Source organism: Achromobacter marplatensis, from assembly GCF_002209535.1.
Taxonomy (GTDB): domain Bacteria; phylum Pseudomonadota; class Gammaproteobacteria; order Burkholderiales; family Burkholderiaceae_B; genus Achromobacter; species Achromobacter marplatensis.
Map to the genome: position 1 here is coordinate 314051 of NZ_NJIG01000002.1, position 16374 is coordinate 330424.

Genomic DNA, 16374 nt, shown 5'->3' on the forward strand with positions numbered 1-16374 from the left:
GCGGCGGACGGGGTCAGACCCAGCCCAACGCGGTCAGCACCATGTCGACCAGCTTGATGCCCACGAAGGGCACCAGCAGGCCGCCCAGGCCATAGATCAGCAGGTTGCGGCGCAGCAGCACGGACGCGCCCAGGGGCCGGTAACGCACGCCTTTGAGCGCCAACGGGATCAGCACGACGATGATCAGCGCGTTGAAGATCACGGCTGACAGGATGGCGGAGGCCGGTGTGGTGAGGCCCATGATGTTCAGCACGTTGAGCTGCGGATAGACCGTGGCGAACGCGGCGGGAATGATGGCGAAGTACTTGGCCACGTCGTTGGCCACGCTGAACGTCGTCAGCGCGCCGCGGGTCATCAGCATCTGCTTGCCGATTTCGACGATCTCGATGAGCTTGGTCGGGTTGGAGTCCAGGTCCACCATGTTGCCGGCTTCTTTGGCGGCCTGGGTGCCCGAGTTCATCGCCACCGCCACATCGGCCTGCGCCAGTGCGGGCGCGTCATTGGTGCCGTCGCCCGTCATCGCCACCAGCCGGCCTTCGGACTGATAGGCGCGGATTAGCTTCAACTTGGCCTCGGGCGTGGCTTCCGCCAGGAAGTCGTCCACGCCGGCCTCGGCCGCGATGGAGGCCGCCGTCAGCTTGTTGTCGCCCGTGATCATCACCGTCTTGATGCCCATGCGGCGCAGTTCGGCAAAGCGCGACTGGATGTCGGGTTTGACGATGTCTTTCAGTTCCACCACGCCCAGCGCACGGTTGCCGTCGCTGACCATCAGCGGCGTGCTGCCGCGGCGGGCCACGTCTTCGGCCAGACGCAAGACCTGGTCCGGCACGGTCGTCTCCTGCGCGGCCAGCCAGGCCTGGATCGCATCGACCGCGCCTTTGCGGATCATGCGGTCGCCCAGGTTCACGCCGCTCATGCGCGACTGCGCCGTGAAGGGCACGAATTCGACCTCGGCCATGTGGGGTGCGGGCGCGTGGATGGCTTTGTCGGCCAGCGCCACGATGCTGCGGCCTTCCGGCGTTTCGTCGGCCAGCGAGGCCAGGCGGGCCGCATCCGCCAGTTCACGCGGGGAGACGCCCGGCGCGGGCAGGAAGGTGGAGGCCTGGCGGTTGCCGAAGGTGATGGTGCCGGTCTTGTCCAGCAGCAGCACATCGACGTCGCCCGCCGCTTCCACCGCGCGGCCCGACGTGGCGATGACGTTGGCGCTCATCATGCGGCTCATGCCTGCCACGCCGATGGCCGACAGCAGGCCGCCGATGGTGGTGGGGATCAGGCAGACCAGCAGCGCCACCAGCACGGTCACGGTGACCGCCGAGCCGCCGCCGGCCGCGCTGACCGCGTAGATCGAGAACGGCATCAGGGTCACGACGACCAGCAGGAACACCACGGTCAGCCCGACCAGCAGGATGGTCAGCGCCAGTTCGTTCGGCGTCTTCTGGCGCTTGGCGCCTTCCACCATGGCGATCATGCGGTCCAGGAAGCTCTCGCCGGGATCGGCCGCGATGCGCACGAAGATCCAGTCGGAGAGCACGCGCGTGCCGCCCGTGACCGACGAGAAGTCGCCGCCGGATTCGCGGATGACGGGCGCGGATTCGCCGGTGATGGCGCTTTCGTCCACCGAGGCGACGCCCGCGATCACTTGCCCGTCGCCGGGGATGGTCTCGCCGGCTTCAACCAGCACCACGTCGTCGCGGCGCAGCAGGCCCGAGGGCTGGCTGACGGCCTGGTCGCGCCATTGCCCGGGCTGCGCGTCGCGGATGTCCGCCTCGCGGAAATTCTTTAGCAGACGGGCATTGATGGTGGTGCGCAGGCCGCGCAAGGTGGCCGCCTGCTGCTTGCCGCGCCCCTCGGCCAATGCTTCGGCGAAGTTGGCGAACAGCACGGTGAACCACAGCCATACGGAGATGGCCAGGATGAAGCCCGCAGGGGCCTCGGCCTGGCCGCGCAGGGCCATCACCCACAGCAAGGTCGTCAGGATGCTGCCGACGTAGACCACGAACATCACGGGGTTCTTCAACTGCGCGGCGGGCGAAAGCTTGCGCAGGCTGTCCAGCACGGCGGGCCCGACCAGCGAGCGCGACCACATGCAGAAGGAACGGTCTTGGGACGCAGCGGCGGGCGCGCGGGCGGCACCGCCGCCTGCGCTGGTTGTTGGCATTTCAATCTTGGCCATTTTCTTTCCTAGCCTGTTGCATTCAGGGTTGCAGGTGTTCCGCGACCGGGCCCAAGGCCAGCGCGGGCACATATGTCAGGGCGCCCACCAGCAGCACGGCGCCGATGAGCAGCACCACGAAGAGGGGACCGGTCGTGGGCATGCTGCCGGGGCCGGCGGGCAGCCGGCGCTTGGCCGCCAGCGACCCGGCCATCGCCATCACGGCGATGATCACGGCAAAACGGCCGAACCACATGGCGATGCCCAGCAGCACGTTGTAGAAGGGCGTGTTGGCGGACAACCCGGCGAAGGCGCTGCCGTTGTTGTTGGCGGCGGAGGACAGCGCGTAGAGGATTTCCGAGAAGCCGTGGATGCCGGGGTTCAGCACCCCCGCCTGGCCGGCCGACACGGAGACGGCCAACGCGGTGCCGCCCAGCACCAGCAGCGGCGTTGCCAGGATGACGATGGAGACCATCTTCATGTCGTAGGCCTCGATCTTCTTGCCCAGGTATTCGGGCGTCCGGCCGATCATCAGGCCGGCAATGAAGACCCCCAGGATGGCAAAGGCGAGCATGCCGTAGAGACCGGATCCCACGCCGCCGTAGACCACTTCGCCCAACTGCATCAGCAACATCGGCGACAGCCCGCCCATCGCGGTCAGGGAGTCATGCATGCCGTTGACCGCACCGCAGGAGGCGGCCGTGGTGATGACGGCGAACAGCGATGTCGCGGCGATGCCGAAGCGCGTTTCCTTACCTTCCATGTTGCCGCCCGGCGAGAACGCGGTCATTGCGCTGTCGGCGCCGGCCTGGGCCGCCATGGGGTTGGGCTGCTGCTCAAAGTAGGCGGTGCCCAACGCGAAGGCGGCGAACAGCACCGTCATCGCCGCCAGGATCGCGATGCCCTGGCGCCGGCTGCCCACCATCTCGCCGAAGGTGAAGCACAGCGCGGCGGGGATCGCCAGAATCGCCAGCATCTCCAGGAAGTTCGCCAGCGGCGTCGAGTTCTCGAACGGATGCGCCGAGTTGGCGTTGAAGAAGCCGCCGCCGTTGGTGCCCAGCAGCTTGATGGCTTCTTGCGAGGCCACCGGGCCCATCGCCAGCGTCTGCGTCGAGGTGACGGCGGGATCGGTCACGGGCTGGCCCTTGGCATCCAGCACCGGCTGGCCCTGGGCGTCCACGCGCGGCTGGTCGTAATGCAGGGCTTCCACCGTCTGCACGTCCTGGTAGGGGCTGAAGTTCTGGATCACACCCTGGCTGACGAGCGCCAGCGCCAGCACGAAGGACAGGGGCAGCAGCACATACAGCGTGCAGCGGACCATGTCGGCCCAGAAGTTGCCGACGGTGGCCGAGCAGTGCCGCGCCAGCCCGCGGATCAGCGCGAACAGGACGGCGATGCCGGTGGCGGCCGAGACGAAGTTCTGCACCGTCAGCGCCAGCATCTGCGTCAGGTAGCTCATCGTGGATTCGCCGGCATAGCCTTGCCAGTTGGTGTTGGCGACGAAGCTGATGGCGGTGTTCAGGGCCGAGTCCGGCGTCACGGCGCCCATGCCGGCCGGGTTCAGCGGCAGCATGCCCTGGAGCCGTTGCAGGCCGTAGACGACCACGATGCCCAGGATGTTGAAGGCCAGCACGGCCAGGGTGTAGCGCTTCCAGCCCATCTCGGCCTGCGGGTCGATGCCCGCAAGCCGGTATATGCCGCGCTCAAGCGGGCGGCCCCAGGCGGTCAGCCGGGATTGCCCGTTTTCCATGGCGATGCGGATGTAGCGCCCGAGCAGGGGCGCGATCGCAAGCAGGACTGCCAGGTACAGGACCAGCAATCCGACGAATTCGGCGGTCATCAGAATTTCTCCGGTTTGAACAGGGCGACCAGCAGGTACACGAACAGCAGGGCGGCGGTCAGGCCGCTGACCCAATAGAGCCAGTTCATGACGGCTCTCCCGTAGACAGGGCTTCGCAGAAGCGCAGCAGGGCGACAGTCAGCCCGGCCATGACGGCGAAGACGGCGATATAGATGGCATCCACGTTTTTCCTCCCGGGAGCACGGCTCCCTTCGAACGACGGGCCTGCGCGGCAAAGGCGGATGCGCGCCGGGCAGGCCAGGTGACCAATCAGGACACCGGCAGGTTACGGAGCAGGGGATAAAAACGGGATATACGTTCGGGAGGGGGGTGTAAACAAAAAATAAAGAGGGGTGGGCCCCCACGCTGCGCTCGCTTCGCGAGCTTGCTGCCCCCCGAGGGGGCTGCGCCGCCTTGGGGGCGGCCCGGCGGCGGCGCGGGCCCCACGCTGCGGGCGCTTTGCGCGCTTGCTGCCCCGCGAGGGGGCTGCGCCGCCTTGGGGGCGGCCCGGCGGCGGCGCAGGGAGGACCCCCACGCTGCGCGCGCTTTGCGCGCTTGCTGCCCCCCGAGGGGGCTGCGCCGCCTTGGGACGGCCCGGCGGCGGCGCGGCTATTCTGGTGGCGTGTGGGGCGTTCTTGCGAGCGTTGCGGGGTTCTTTTGGAGGGTGTTGCTGCCCTTTGGAGCCGCGCCCGATTCCGGGCATGCTGCGGTGGCGATCGTCATATTCCGGGATCGGCGGCATTTCTGAACTTGGCTCAATTCGTGCTTTTTCGCCAAAAAATCCCAATATTTAGAACTTTGCGGTCAAATTGCACTACTGTGGTGCATGGAATATGTAAATGAATGCTCCGTCTTAGGGCATTCCCCTAGTGTGGCATTCCCGCACTTGGTGCAGAATCTCTTCCCATGCAGGTGAGGAGACAAAGCCCTGCATGGGCAAATACCGGCGGCACCGGTACATAAAAAAAGTAAAGCAGTACTCAAAAAAAGCAAAACGCACAACGGCTGGCACCAGGCAGTGCCAGCCGTTGTCGCATAAAAAGCCCGAATATCATCCGCCAGGGCTTTTCAGACGCAGCGTTTCGCGCTATCCAGGTAGGGTCTGAACATCCTAGCTATGCCCGAACCCCTCGCTTCTACCTCCAAGCCCGCTTCCACCCCCTATTGGCGCCGCAACTTGCGGCTGATCGTGTTGCAGCTGGCCGTCTGGGCGGCGCTTACCTTCATTCCCGCCTTTTTCGCCCGCAGCCTGACCTTCGATTTCATCGGCTGGCCGTTCGCTTTCTGGATGGCGGCCTACGGGGCGCCGCTGGCCTACCTGATCATCATCGGCGTGTATGCCCGGATCATGAACCGGGCCGACGAGCGCGCCGAGGCAGAAGCCGCGGGCGGGGACCGCTGATGCCGTTTTTCAGCGGAGACACTCCCCAGGAATTCCGGATCCGACTGCGCCGCATCTACGTGCTGTACACGGCCGGCTTCGCGCTAATGATCCTGTTGATGGCGCTGGCCGAAATCCTGGGCATGCCGCGCAACTGGATCGGCTACGTCTTCCTGCTGGTCACGGTCAGCCTGTACGCGGGCATCGGCATCGTGTGCCGCACCTCGGACCAGGTCGAATACTACGTAGCTGGGCGGCGCGTGCCCGCCATCTACAACGGCATGGCGACGGCGGCGGACTGGATGTCGGTCGCGTCCTTCATCGGGGTCGCGGGCACGCTGTACCTGACCGGCTATGGCGGGCTGGCCTACATCATGGGCTGGACGGGCGGTTACGTGCTGGTGGCGATGCTGCTGGCGCCATACCTGCGGCGCTTCGGCCAGTACACCATTCCCGACTTCATGGGCGCGCGCTATGGCGGCAACATGCCGCGCCTGGCGGGCGTGGCCTGCGCCATCCTGTGTTCGTTCACCTACCTGGTGGCGCAGATCTACGGCGTGGGCATCATCACCACGCGCATGACCGGCATTTCGTTCGAGCTGGGCATCTTCGTGGCGCTGGGCGGCATGCTGGTCTGTTCGTTCCTGGGCGGCATGCGCGCCGTGACGTGGACACAGGTGGGGCAGTACATCATCCTGGTCATCGCCTACCTGGTGCCGGTGGTGTGGCTGTCGATCAAGCACACCGACATGCCCGTGCCGCAGCTGTCGGCCGGCGTGGTGCTGCAGCAGGTGACCGAAAAAGAGATCTACCTGCAGAACGACCCGTCCGAAATCGAGGTGCGCCGGCTTTGGCAGCAGCACGCCGACCAGATGGCGCAGCGCGTGCAGGCGCTGCCCGAATCCTGGACGCTGGAAAAGGACAAGCTGCGTAGCCGGCTGGCGCAGTTGAACGCCAGCGATGCGCCCATGGTCGAGATCCGTTCCGCCGAACGGGAGTTGGCCGCGTACCCGGCCAGCGTGGAAGATGCGCGCGTGCTCTGGTCGCAAGCCCGTGCGACCTTCGAAGCGCGGGCCGCACCCCCCACGCCGCATGCCGAACCCTTTCCCGCCAAAGACCCGGAAGAGCGGCGCAACATGCGCATCAATTTCCTGGCGCTGGTGCTGTGCCTGATGCTGGGAACCGCGGGCATGCCGCACATCCTGATGCGGTCCTACACCACGCCCTCGGTGATCGAGGCGCGCAAGTCGGTGTGCTGGTCTCTGCTGTTCATCCTGCTGCTGTATTTCATGGCGCCCGCGCTGGCCCTATTGGTCAAGTACGAGGTCTATACGCAGGTCGTGGGGTCGAATTTCCTCAGCCTGCCCAATTGGGTACACGCCTGGAGCGCGGTCGACAGCAACCTGCTGGACGTCACCGACATCAACCGCGACGGCGTCGTGCAGCTAAGTGAAATCAGCATGGGCGCCGACGTGGTGGTGCTGGCCATGCCTGAGATCGGGGGGCTGCCCTACGTGATTTCAGGCCTGGTGGCGGCCGGCGGGCTGGCGGCCGCGCTATCCACCGCCGACGGCCTGTTGCTGACCTTGTCCAATTCCCTGTCGCACGACATGTGGTACCGGATGGTGTCGCCGCGCATGTCGGCCGCGCGCCGGGTGATGGTGTCGAAAATCCTGTTGCTGGTGGTGGCGTTCGGCGCGGCCTGGGTGGCGGCGCGCAAGCCTGCCGACATCCTGTTCATGGTGTCAGCCGCCTTTTCGTTCGCGGCGTCGTCCTTTTTTCCCGCCCTGGTCATGGGCGTATTCTGGCGCCGCGCCAACAAATGGGGCGCCACCTTGGGCATGGCGGCGGGGCTGGCAGTGACCTTCGCCTACATGACGCACACGCATCCGTGGCTGCGCGAATGGGTGCTGGGCATTTCACGCACGCAACCGGTCGACCTGTGGTGGGGCATCCAGCCGATCGCGGCCGGCATATTCGGCGCGCCCGTGGCCTTCCTGACGATCATCGTGGTGTCGCTGCTGACGCCGCCGCCTGACCGCGCGACGCTGGCGCTGGTGGATTATCTGCGCCACCCGGGCGCGCCGCGCCCGCCGGCCGAAAACGCCTAAGGCGTGCCGCAGGCGTCGGTCTTGCGATTGTCCGGATCGGTGCAGGCCGCCCACACGGCGTCGGGCATGGCTTGCAGCAAGGTATACGTCTGGCCCGGCGCCCACAGCCATTGCACACCGCCCGGCGTCTGGCCGGCGGCTTCCCAGATGCGCTGCTTCTGCGCGGCGGTCAGGGCGAACTGGCCGCCATTGCCGCTGTTGCCTTTGGCCAGCACCTGGGCGGGGTCGCGCTTGGCGGCGTAGATGTCGCGGCCGCCGTTGCCGGGCGTGGGCCGCACGATGGCCCAGTCATAGTGGTACGAATCCAGCGCGGGCGGCTTCCAGGTCGGGCCCGGCAATACCAGCACGGCGTAGTCGCTTTGAATCTCGCGATAGGGCAGCCCCAGCGCAGGGCCGTCTTCGGCCCACCCGATGTGGGGGCGCAAGTAGCGCTGCACCGTGCGGCCCTGGCCGTCATAGGCCACGACCTGCGACGCCTCGCCGGATTTCTCCTGATACGCGATGACGCGCAGCAACCGGCCTGCCGCGTCATGCACGTAGCGGGTCATCGGTTGGGAGGCTGCGGCGCAATCGTTGGCGCCCAGTTCGGCCAGCCAGCCGTGTTCGTCATAGCGCAGACAGTAGCGTACCGGTGGGTTCGGGCGGCCGTCCGCCGCGCGGGAGCGCTCTTCATAACCGGTCAGACGGTCGCCATCGCCATAGTAGTAGCGGGTTTCCGAGTCGGGTGACGGCAGGGCGGCCTTGCGGGATTCACGGGCCGCATCCACGGCGTTGACACTGTAGCGCGCGATGCCGCACAGATGCCGGCGCCCGTCGGCGCCGGTTTCGAAGCGCAGCATCGCGACGCCGATACGCGCATCCGGCGCGGCGGCGTACACCGACCAATCCACGTGTTCGGCCCAGATCACAGGCGTGGCGCGCGCGCCGGTCTCCACCGAGACGGCGGGCTGCCATGACTGGATGCGCGAACCGTCCAGCGCCAGCAAGGTGTTTGTGCCCTCCAGCGAGATGTCCATGACCCGCGTCTGGCGTTGGGCGGATGCGGCCAGCGGCTCGCAGAGCGCGCTGGCCAGGCCGGGCGCCATCGACAGCGCGGTCAGCGCCAGCAGGCGCAGGGCAGGTTCAACGCGCGGCATTGTGCAGGTGGGCAACCAGCCCCCAGAGTTCGCTGCTGACCCCGCCCAAGCGCAGCGCGCCGCCGTGCGTATCCATCAGCAGGAACGGGTAGGCGTTGCGTTCCAGCTTGCCGGGGGGCGGCAGCCGGTAGGGCGTGAAATGCTTATCCGACAGCAGGTAGGTATTGGTCATGTCGCCCACGTCCACGTGCAGATACCAGACGGTCAGGTCCCCGACGTTCAACGCCGGGTCCGCTTCTGGATACACGCCGCCCTGGCCGGCGGGGATGCCGCTGTCCAGCACGCCCAGGAACACCGCTCGCGGACCGTGTTGCGAGAGATAGGCCCCGTCGCTGCCACGCCGCGCGAAGCTCTGGCGGATGAATCCCGCTGCGCGCGATCCGGGCACCACCGTGCGGGCGAACATCGCGTCCAGCTCGGCCTCGGATAGCGGGCGCCGCGAGGCGGACAGGCGGTCCAGATCTTGCTTGAAGTCCGTCAGCCACGCCCGGTAGCGCACGAGCTCCGCGGCGCGGTTGAATTCCTGTGACCACGCGTTGCCGGCCAGCAGGAAGGCAAGGCAGCCGACGCACAACCAGGCCGCCAGCCAACGGCGGACCCACAACGCAGCCGGCGGCGCGACGGCGCGGCTCAATGCGAGACGGATTTCGAAAACACGTTCATCACCACCACGCCGGCGATGATGAGGCCGATACCGATCATCGCCGGCGTGTCCAGGTGCTGCTTGAACAGCACCGCGCCCACGATCGAGATCAGCACGATGCCGACCCCGGACCAGATGGCGTAGGCGATGCCTACCGGGATCTCGCGCAGCGTCAGCGACAGGAAGTAGAAGGAGATCAGGTAGCCGGTGACCGTGATGAGGGACGGCACCAGCCGGGTGAAGCCTTCAGAGCCCTTCAGGGCGCTGGTGGCGAAGATCTCGGCGATGATCGCCACGCCCAGGTAGAGCCATTTCATTTGCGCATTCCTTCGGATTGCCGCAACAGCACCAGCAGGGCGCCTGCGCCGCCTTCGCGTTCTGGCGCCTCGGAAAACGCCAGGACTTCATTCTTCTGCACCAGCCAGGTGCGCGCTTTGTCTTTCAGCACCGGCTCCAGCCCTTGCGAGCCATAGCCCTTGCCATGCACGACGCGCACGCAGCGGATGCCGTGTTCCTGGCATTCGTCCAGAAAGGACAGCAGCGCGTGGCGGGCCTGTTCGACACGCAGGCCGTGCAGGTCCAGCTCCGCGCCCGCGCGCCATTGACCGCGGCGCAGGTTGCGGGCGGTGTCGGGTGCTGCGTCGCTGCGCACGAAGGCGGTGCCGCCTTCGGACAAGAGGTGCGTGATTTCGCCGCCGTCAGACACGCCGGCGTCCGCGCGTGACGGCGTTTCGCCCAGCGCGTTGGCGCGGCGCAGCGCCGGGGCGGGTTCCGCCACGGGCTTGTGTTCCGCGCGGGCGGCCGCCTTGATCGGCGTGACGGACTTCATCGTGCGCTGGAAAGCGGCCCTGTCATCCAGCGGCGCACTTTCCGGTTTCTTCAGCACCGCGACCCGCTTGGCGAGCGCTTCGCGTTCGCGCTCGGCCTGCAGGTCTTTCTTCAGGCGTTTCAGGTCGGCCAGGCCGACCTTACTGCCCCGCATTCTCCAGCCACCGTTGGGCGTCCAGGGCAGCCATGCAGCCCGTGCCGGCGCTGGTGATGGCCTGGCGGTAGACGTGGTCCTGGACGTCGCCCGCGGCGAACACGCCCGGAACCGAGGTCATCGTGGCCATGCCGGACAGGCCGCTCTTGGTGACGATGTAGCCGTCCTTCATTTCCAGCTGGCCCTGGAAGATTTCCGTATTCGGCTGGTGGCCGATGGCGATGAAGGCGCCGGTGACCGGCATGTCTTCGGTGACGCCAGTGTCCACGTGGCGTACGCGCACGCCAGTTACACCGCTGTCGTCGCCCAGCACTTCTTCCAGCGTGTGGAAGGTCTTGAGCGCCATGTTGCCGTTCTCGACCTTGGCCATCATCTTGTCAACCAGGATCGGTTCGGCGCGGAATTTGTCGCGGCGATGGATCAGCGTGACCTTGCGGCAGATGTTCGACAGGTACAGGGCTTCCTCGACGGCGGTGTTGCCGCCGCCGACCACGACCACGTCCTGGTTACGGTAGAAGAAACCGTCGCAGGTGGCGCAACCGGACACGCCACGGCCCATGAAGGACTGCTCGGACGGCAGGCCCAGGTACTTGGCCGAGGCGCCGGTGGCAATGATGAGGGCGTCGCAGGTGTAGATCTTGCCGGTGTCGCCGGTCAGCGTGAACGGGCGCTTGGACAGGTCCACCTTGGCGATGTGGTCGAACAGCATTTCGGTGTTGAAGCGTTCGGCGTGCTTCTGGAAGCGCTGCATCAGGTCCGGACCCTGCACGCCATCCGCGTCGGCCGGCCAATTGTCGACGTCCGTGGTGGTCATGAGCTGGCCGCCTTGGGCCAGACCTGTAACAAGAACAGGGCTCAGATTGGCGCGTGCCGCATAGACGGCCGCCGTGTAACCGGCAGGGCCGGAACCGAGTATCAAAACTTTAGCGTGCGTAGGCGTGGACATGGGCGGGTATCTTTAGGTTAACGCCCAATTATAATGAGCCGCATGCCGCGTATCTCGACTGCTTCTCCGCGCGCCTCGCGCAACACCCGCAACGGGCCTTCGCCGCTACAAACGCGTATTTCCGCGTTGCTGCGCGAAGCCCGCTGGATCCTATTTGCCGCCCTGGCGGCCTGGCTCACCCTGGTGCTGGCCACCTGGAGCGCGTCCGACCCTGGCTGGTCGCACTCCGTGCCCGGCGACGTCGTGCGCAACCATGGGGGACGGCTGGGCGCCTATCTGGCGGACATCCTCCTCTATCTCTTCGGCTTTTCGGCCTGGTGGTGGGTGGTTCTGCTGCTGCACCGGGTGCGCGCGGGCTACCGGCGACTCGCCAGCCAGCTTAAGGTAACTAATAGTAAACAACCGGAAGTGTTGCCGCGCGTCCACTGGGAAGAGGGCATCGGCTTCTTCCTGCTGCTGCTGGGCTCGCTGGGCATGGAAGCCCTGCGCCTGGCCAGCCGCGGCACGCATCTGCCCGGCGCTTCTGAATCCGCCAGCGGCGCAGGCGGCGTCATCGGCCATACGCTGGCCGACCTGATCAGTCGTAGCATCGGCTTTACCGGCAGCACGCTGGCCTTCCTGGTCATGCTGGCCATCGGCCTGAGCCTGTTCTTTTCGTTCTCGTGGCTGGCCGTGGCCGAACGCGTGGGCTCCTGGATGGAAGGCCTGATCCGCCGCGTCCGCAATTCCTACGCCGCCCGCGAAGACCGCAAGGTTGGCCAGGTCGCCAAGGCCGTGCGTACCGAGCAGGTCGAGGCCAAGCAGGAAAAGCTGGTGCACGAGCAGCCGGTGCGCATCGAACCCGCCATTACCGTCGTGCCCAAGTCCGAACGCGTCGAAAAGGAAAAGCAGCAGTCGCTGTTCTTTGCGCCTTCGGGCGGCGCCGAAGGCGACCTGCCGGCCATCAGCCTGCTGGACCCGCCGTTGACCAATCAGGAAACGGTGTCGGCCGAGACCATCGAATTCACCTCGCGCCTGATCGAAAAGAAGCTGGCCGACTTCGGCGTGTCCGTCACGGTCGTGGCGGCGCAGGCCGGCCCGGTCATCACGCGCTATGAAATCGAGCCGGCCACCGGCGTGAAGGGCAGCCAGATCGTCAACCTGGCCAAGGACCTGGCGCGCGCGCTGAGCCTGGTCAGCATCCGGGTGGTGGAAACCATCCCGGGCAAGAACCTGATGGGCCTGGAACTGCCCAACCCGCGCCGCCAGATGGTGCGCCTGTCTGAAATTCTGGGTTCGCAGACCTATCACGCCAGCCATTCGGTGGTGACGATGGCGCTGGGCAAGGACATCGCCGGTAACCCGGTCGTCGCCGACCTGGCCAAGATGCCTCACCTGCTGGTGGCCGGTACGACGGGTTCGGGCAAGTCGGTGGGGATCAACGCCATGATCCTGTCTTTGCTGTACAAGGCCGATGCGTCCCACACCCGCCTGATCCTGATCGACCCCAAGATGCTGGAAATGAGCGTCTACGAGGGCATCCCGCACTTGCTGGCCCCCGTCGTGACCGACATGCGCCAGGCGTCCAACGCGCTGAACTGGTGCGTGGGCGAAATGGAAAAGCGCTACCGCCTCATGAGCAAGATGGGGGTGCGCAACCTGGCGGGCTACAACACCAAGATTCGCGACGCCATCAAGCGCGAAGAACCCATTCCGAACCCGTTCTCGCTCACGCCCGACCAGCCCGAGCCGCTGTCGCCGCTGCCCACCATCGTGGTGGTCATCGACGAGCTGGCCGACCTGATGATGGTGGTGGGCAAGAAGATCGAAGAACTGATCGCCCGCCTGGCGCAGAAGGCGCGCGCCGCCGGCATCCACCTGATCCTGGCCACGCAGCGCCCCAGCGTGGACGTCATCACGGGCCTGATCAAGGCCAACATCCCCACGCGCATCGCGTTCCAGGTGTCGTCCAAGATCGACTCGCGCACCATTCTTGACCAGATGGGCGCCGAAACCCTGCTGGGCCAGGGCGACATGCTCTACATGCCGCCGGGCACCGGCTTGCCGGTGCGCGTGCACGGCGCGTTCTGCAGTGACGATGAAGTGCATCGCGTGGTGGAAAGCCTGAAGGCGCAGGGCGAACCGAACTACATCGAAGGCCTGCTGGAAGGCGGGGTCGAGGGCGACAATGGCGAAGGCGCCAGCAGCGTCACCGGCATCGGCGGCGACGCGGAATCCGACCCGATGTACGACCAGGCCTGCGAAGTGGTGCTCAAGCACCGCCGCGCCTCGATCTCGCTGGTGCAGCGTCACCTGCGCATTGGTTACAACCGCGCGGCCCGGTTACTCGAGCAAATGGAGCAATCGGGTATGGTGTCGGCGATGCAATCCAATGGCAACCGGGAAATCCTGGTCCCTGCCGCAGCCGCCGCCCGAGAGGAAGCATGATGAAGACGTTTCGCCGCCTGGCCATCGCCACCGCCTTGAGTCTGGCGCCTGCCCTGGTGTTTGCCGCCAGCGCGCAAGAGCAATTGAAGGCCTTCGTCTCGTCTGTCACGGCGGCCACCGGTTCGTTCTCCCAGTACACGGTGAACAACCAGGGCCGCACGCAGCCTGCGCAGACCGGCGTGTTTTCGTTCCAGCGCCCGGGCAAGTTCAAATGGGCGGTGCAGAAGCCGTACGAACAGCTCGTCATCTCGGACGGCCGCACGGTCTTCCAGTTCGACCCTGATCTGGCGCAAGTGACCGAGCGCAAGGTGGATGCCGCCATCGGCACCTCGCCCGCCGCGATCCTGTTCGGCTCCGGTTCGCTTGAGCAATCGTTCGACGTGTCGGCGCTGCCGGCCAAGGATGGCGTGGAGTGGCTGCGCGCCAAGCCGCGCACGGCCGACGCCGGTTTTTCGCGCGTGGACATCGGCATGAAGGACAACCTGCCGGTGCGCGTCGAACTCCTGGATTCCTTCGGCCAGACGACGCGCGTGGACTTGTCCGCAATCGCCGCCAACCCGTCGCTGTCCGCCAAGGAATTCCAATTCACGGCGCCCAAGGGCGTAGACGTCGTAAAAATGTAGGCGGGGCCGTAGGATGGGTGAAGCGCGAGGGAACTGTGCGCAAAACACCAGCCGCCCAGCGCGCGCAACCCATCAAGCAGCGGTTGTGTTGTGGCTAAATCAGATAAGAAGTGTGGCGCTGCTTGATGGGTTACGCGCGTTCTACAGCGGTGTTGTTGCCGCCATCCTCTCGCGCTTCACCCATCCTACGTCGCAACGCCCCCATCAAGGCCGCTTATACGCCACGCAATCGATCTCCACCTTGGCGTCCACCATCAGGCTGGACTGCACGCAGGCGCGTGCGGGCGGGTTTTCGCCGAAGTATTCCTTGAAGACCTTGTTGAACGACGGGAAGTCGCGGGCGTCGTCCAGCCAGACGCCGCAGCGCACCACGTGTTCCGGGCCGTAGCCGGCTTCCTTCAGGATGGCCAGCAGTTGCTGGATGGCCTTGTGGCACTGCGCCACGGTTCCGCCTTCGATCACTTCGCCGTTTTCCATCGGCACCTGGCCGGACACGTGCAGCCAGCCGTCGGCGGCGACGGCGCGCGCGAACGGCATGTGCGAACCGCCTTGGCCGGTGCCGCCGGCGACGCCGTAGCGGGTGATGCCGTTTTGGTCGACAGTGGGGGCATTGCTCATGGGGAGGCTCCTATTGGGATGGGGTTGATGCCGGAGAAAGGGAAGACGCCGCCGCGAAGCTCGCGCGCAGGTCGCCGTTGCGCGGCAGCCAGCGGCCGGCGCGGTCGCCGGTGGGCTGCCCCTGGTGGTACGACAGGGTGCCGTTGACCCAGACGGCTTCGATGCCGGCCGCGGTCTGAACCGGCGCGGCGAAGGTGGCGCGGTCGATGACAGTGTCCGGATTGAACAGCACCAGATCGGCGTGATAGCCCTCGCGCACCAGGCCGCGGTCGGCCAGGCCGAAGCGGGCGGCGGACAAGCCGGTCATCTTGTGCACGGCCTGGATCAGTGGGAACAGCCCGACGTCGCGGCTGTAATGGCCCAGCACGCGCGGGAAGGCGCCCCACAGGCGCGGATGTGGCATCGGGTCATTGGGCAGTCCGTCCGACCCGACCATCGTCAGCGGGTGCGACAGCACGCGGCGCACGTCGTCCTCATGCATGTTGTGATAGACGGCGCCGGCCGGTTGCAGGCGTTGCGCGGCCTCTCGCAGCGTCACGCCCCAGTCGGCCGCGATGGCGGCCAGTTTGCGACGGGCTTGCTCGGGATGCGGCACGGACCAGGTGATGTCGATGTCGAACTCATCGGTGACCTGCTTCAAGTCCAACGTGGACGAGCTGGCCGAATACGGATAGCAGTCGCAGCCCACGTGTTGCAGGCGCCCCGCGTTCTCCAGCTTGAACAGCACTTCCTTCGTGCGGCCCCAGTTGCCGGCGCCGGCGCATTTCAGGTGCGACACCACCACCGGCACGCGGGCGTGCAGGGCGATGTCGAACGCTTCCTGCATGGCCTCGAGAATGGCCGCGAACTCGGAACGCAGGTGCGTGGTGTAGAGCGCGCCGAATTCATCCAGCGCTTCGGCCAGCAGCTTGACCTCGGTCGTGTCGGCCTCGAAGGCGGACGCATAGGCCAGGCCCGTGCTCAGCCCGATCGCCCCGTGTGCCAGCGCATCGCGCAGTTGCTCGCGCATGGCCAGCACTTCGTCCTGCGTGGCGGCGCGGTCCAGGCGGTCCATGTGGTTGCTGCGCAGGGCGGTGTGGCCCACCAGCGCGGCTACGTTCACCGCCGGTTGCGCGGCTTCGATGGCGCGCGTGTAGTCGGCGAAGGTGGGGTAGTTGAAGTCTTCGCGGCCGCCCAGCAGGTTCATCGGATCCGGGGGCTCGGCGCGCAACGACACGGGCGAAGCGCTGATGCCGCAATTGCCCACCACCACGGTCGTCACGCCCTGGGACAGCTTGGGCAGCATGCCCGGCGTCCGGATGACGTTGGTGTCGTCATGCGTGTGCACGTCGATGAAGCCGGGGGCCAGCGCCAGGTCCGTGCCGTCGATGATGTGGCGGGCTTGCGCGCCGGGCAAGGCACCGATGGCGGCGATGCGGCCATCGGCCAGGGCCACGCTGGCGCGGATTTCTGGGCCGCCGGTACCGTCCAGGACGCGGACGTTGCCAATGAGGGTGTCGTACATCTTGGGTTCCA

At 66.5% G+C, this 16374-nt stretch carries 14 protein-coding genes; 4 read left to right on the plus strand and 10 right to left on the minus strand.

What is annotated here, in order from left to right; all coding sequences use genetic code 11:
• Positions 1-13: 13 nt before the first annotated feature.
• The 3 genes from kdpB to kdpF are packed head-to-tail and all read right to left on the minus strand — an operon-like array spanning position 14 to position 4081.
• Positions 14-2173, minus strand: a complete 2160-nt coding sequence (gene kdpB, locus CEY09_RS04985; protein WP_088587784.1) for a potassium-transporting ATPase subunit KdpB — start codon at positions 2171-2173, stop codon at positions 14-16.
• A gap of 22 nt (positions 2174-2195) precedes the next feature.
• The gene (gene kdpA / locus CEY09_RS04990; RefSeq protein ID WP_088587785.1) at positions 2196-3992 is read right to left on the minus strand and encodes a potassium-transporting ATPase subunit KdpA; all 1797 of its coding nucleotides are present in this window, start codon (positions 3990-3992) and stop codon (positions 2196-2198) included.
• The gene (gene kdpF, locus CEY09_RS04995) at positions 3992-4081 is read right to left on the minus strand and encodes a K(+)-transporting ATPase subunit F (RefSeq protein WP_006223569.1); all 90 of its coding nucleotides are present in this window, start codon (positions 4079-4081) and stop codon (positions 3992-3994) included. Before kdpF ends, kdpA begins: the two co-directional genes overlap by 1 nt.
• A 1028-nt stretch (positions 4082-5109) precedes the next feature.
• Here kdpF and CEY09_RS05000 point away from each other — a divergent pair.
• Both CEY09_RS05000 and CEY09_RS05005 read left to right on the plus strand, forming a co-directional pair.
• Entirely contained in the window at positions 5110-5394 is a 285-nt protein-coding gene (locus CEY09_RS05000) for a DUF4212 domain-containing protein (protein ID WP_088587786.1), read from the plus strand.
• Positions 5394-7484 carry a sodium:solute symporter family protein gene (locus CEY09_RS05005; protein ID WP_088587787.1) on the plus strand — a complete coding sequence of 697 codons (2091 nt, stop codon included), beginning with the start codon at positions 5394-5396 and terminating at the stop codon, positions 7482-7484. The genes CEY09_RS05000 and CEY09_RS05005 overlap by 1 nt, the downstream gene beginning before the upstream one ends.
• Here CEY09_RS05005 and CEY09_RS05010 read toward each other — a convergent pair.
• From CEY09_RS05010 to trxB, 5 genes are read right to left on the minus strand one after another with little or no spacing between them, the layout of a single operon-like run.
• Positions 7481-8620, minus strand: coding sequence for a hypothetical protein (locus CEY09_RS05010; RefSeq protein ID WP_088587788.1), 1140 nt, complete (start codon positions 8618-8620; stop codon positions 7481-7483). The genes CEY09_RS05005 and CEY09_RS05010 overlap by 4 nt on opposite strands.
• On the minus strand, positions 8607-9254 hold the full coding sequence (locus CEY09_RS05015; protein ID WP_088587789.1) for a hypothetical protein: 648 nt from the start codon (positions 9252-9254) through the stop codon (positions 8607-8609). The genes CEY09_RS05010 and CEY09_RS05015 overlap by 14 nt, the downstream gene beginning before the upstream one ends.
• Positions 9251-9580 (minus strand): DMT family transporter, encoded by a 330-nt coding sequence (locus tag CEY09_RS05020; RefSeq protein WP_006223575.1) that lies wholly within the window; start codon positions 9578-9580, stop codon positions 9251-9253. The genes CEY09_RS05015 and CEY09_RS05020 overlap by 4 nt, the downstream gene beginning before the upstream one ends.
• On the minus strand, positions 9577-10245 hold the full coding sequence (locus CEY09_RS05025) for a Smr/MutS family protein (RefSeq protein WP_088587790.1): 669 nt from the start codon (positions 10243-10245) through the stop codon (positions 9577-9579). The genes CEY09_RS05020 and CEY09_RS05025 overlap by 4 nt, the downstream gene beginning before the upstream one ends.
• Complete coding sequence (gene trxB, locus CEY09_RS05030) at positions 10232-11191, minus strand: thioredoxin-disulfide reductase (protein ID WP_006223577.1); 960 nt, start codon at positions 11189-11191, stop codon at positions 10232-10234. Before trxB ends, CEY09_RS05025 begins: the two co-directional genes overlap by 14 nt.
• A gap of 42 nt (positions 11192-11233) precedes the next feature.
• Here trxB and CEY09_RS05035 point away from each other — a divergent pair, with 42 nt between their 5' ends.
• Positions 11234-13618, plus strand: coding sequence for a DNA translocase FtsK (locus CEY09_RS05035; RefSeq protein ID WP_085946895.1), 2385 nt, complete (start codon positions 11234-11236; stop codon positions 13616-13618).
• Positions 13618-14241 (plus strand): outer membrane lipoprotein chaperone LolA, encoded by a 624-nt coding sequence (lolA, locus tag CEY09_RS05040; protein ID WP_006223579.1) that lies wholly within the window; start codon positions 13618-13620, stop codon positions 14239-14241. The genes CEY09_RS05035 and lolA overlap by 1 nt, the downstream gene beginning before the upstream one ends.
• A 204-nt stretch (positions 14242-14445) precedes the next feature.
• Here lolA and CEY09_RS05045 read toward each other — a convergent pair whose 3' ends face one another.
• On the minus strand, positions 14446-14859 hold the full coding sequence (locus tag CEY09_RS05045) for a RidA family protein (protein ID WP_088587791.1): 414 nt from the start codon (positions 14857-14859) through the stop codon (positions 14446-14448).
• Between the two features lie 10 nt (positions 14860-14869).
• Entirely contained in the window at positions 14870-16363 is a 1494-nt protein-coding gene (locus tag CEY09_RS05050; protein WP_088587792.1) for an N-acyl-D-amino-acid deacylase family protein, read from the minus strand.
• Between the last annotated feature and the right edge of the window lie 11 nt (positions 16364-16374).

Coding starts and splice junctions, on each gene's coding strand:
- kdpA (WP_088587785.1), bottom strand. CDS start 3,992: ATGACCGCCGAATTCGTCGGATTGCTGGTCCTGTACCTGGCAGTCCTG.
- CEY09_RS05005 (WP_088587787.1), top strand. CDS start 5,394: ATGCCGTTTTTCAGCGGAGACACTCCCCAGGAATTCCGGATCCGACTG.
- CEY09_RS05050 (WP_088587792.1), bottom strand. CDS start 16,363: ATGTACGACACCCTCATTGGCAACGTCCGCGTCCTGGACGGTACCGGC.
- kdpF (WP_006223569.1), bottom strand. CDS start 4,081: ATGAACTGGCTCTATTGGGTCAGCGGCCTGACCGCCGCCCTGCTGTTC.
- kdpB (WP_088587784.1), bottom strand. CDS start 2,173: ATGGCCAAGATTGAAATGCCAACAACCAGCGCAGGCGGCGGTGCCGCC.
- CEY09_RS05045 (WP_088587791.1), bottom strand. CDS start 14,859: ATGAGCAATGCCCCCACTGTCGACCAAAACGGCATCACCCGCTACGGC.
- lolA (WP_006223579.1), top strand. CDS start 13,618: ATGAAGACGTTTCGCCGCCTGGCCATCGCCACCGCCTTGAGTCTGGCG.
- CEY09_RS05010 (WP_088587788.1), bottom strand. CDS start 8,620: ATGCCGCGCGTTGAACCTGCCCTGCGCCTGCTGGCGCTGACCGCGCTG.
- trxB (WP_006223577.1), bottom strand. CDS start 11,191: ATGTCCACGCCTACGCACGCTAAAGTTTTGATACTCGGTTCCGGCCCT.
- CEY09_RS05035 (WP_085946895.1), top strand. CDS start 11,234: ATGCCGCGTATCTCGACTGCTTCTCCGCGCGCCTCGCGCAACACCCGC.
- CEY09_RS05020 (WP_006223575.1), bottom strand. CDS start 9,580: ATGAAATGGCTCTACCTGGGCGTGGCGATCATCGCCGAGATCTTCGCC.
- CEY09_RS05000 (WP_088587786.1), top strand. CDS start 5,110: ATGCCCGAACCCCTCGCTTCTACCTCCAAGCCCGCTTCCACCCCCTAT.
- CEY09_RS05025 (WP_088587790.1), bottom strand. CDS start 10,245: ATGCGGGGCAGTAAGGTCGGCCTGGCCGACCTGAAACGCCTGAAGAAA.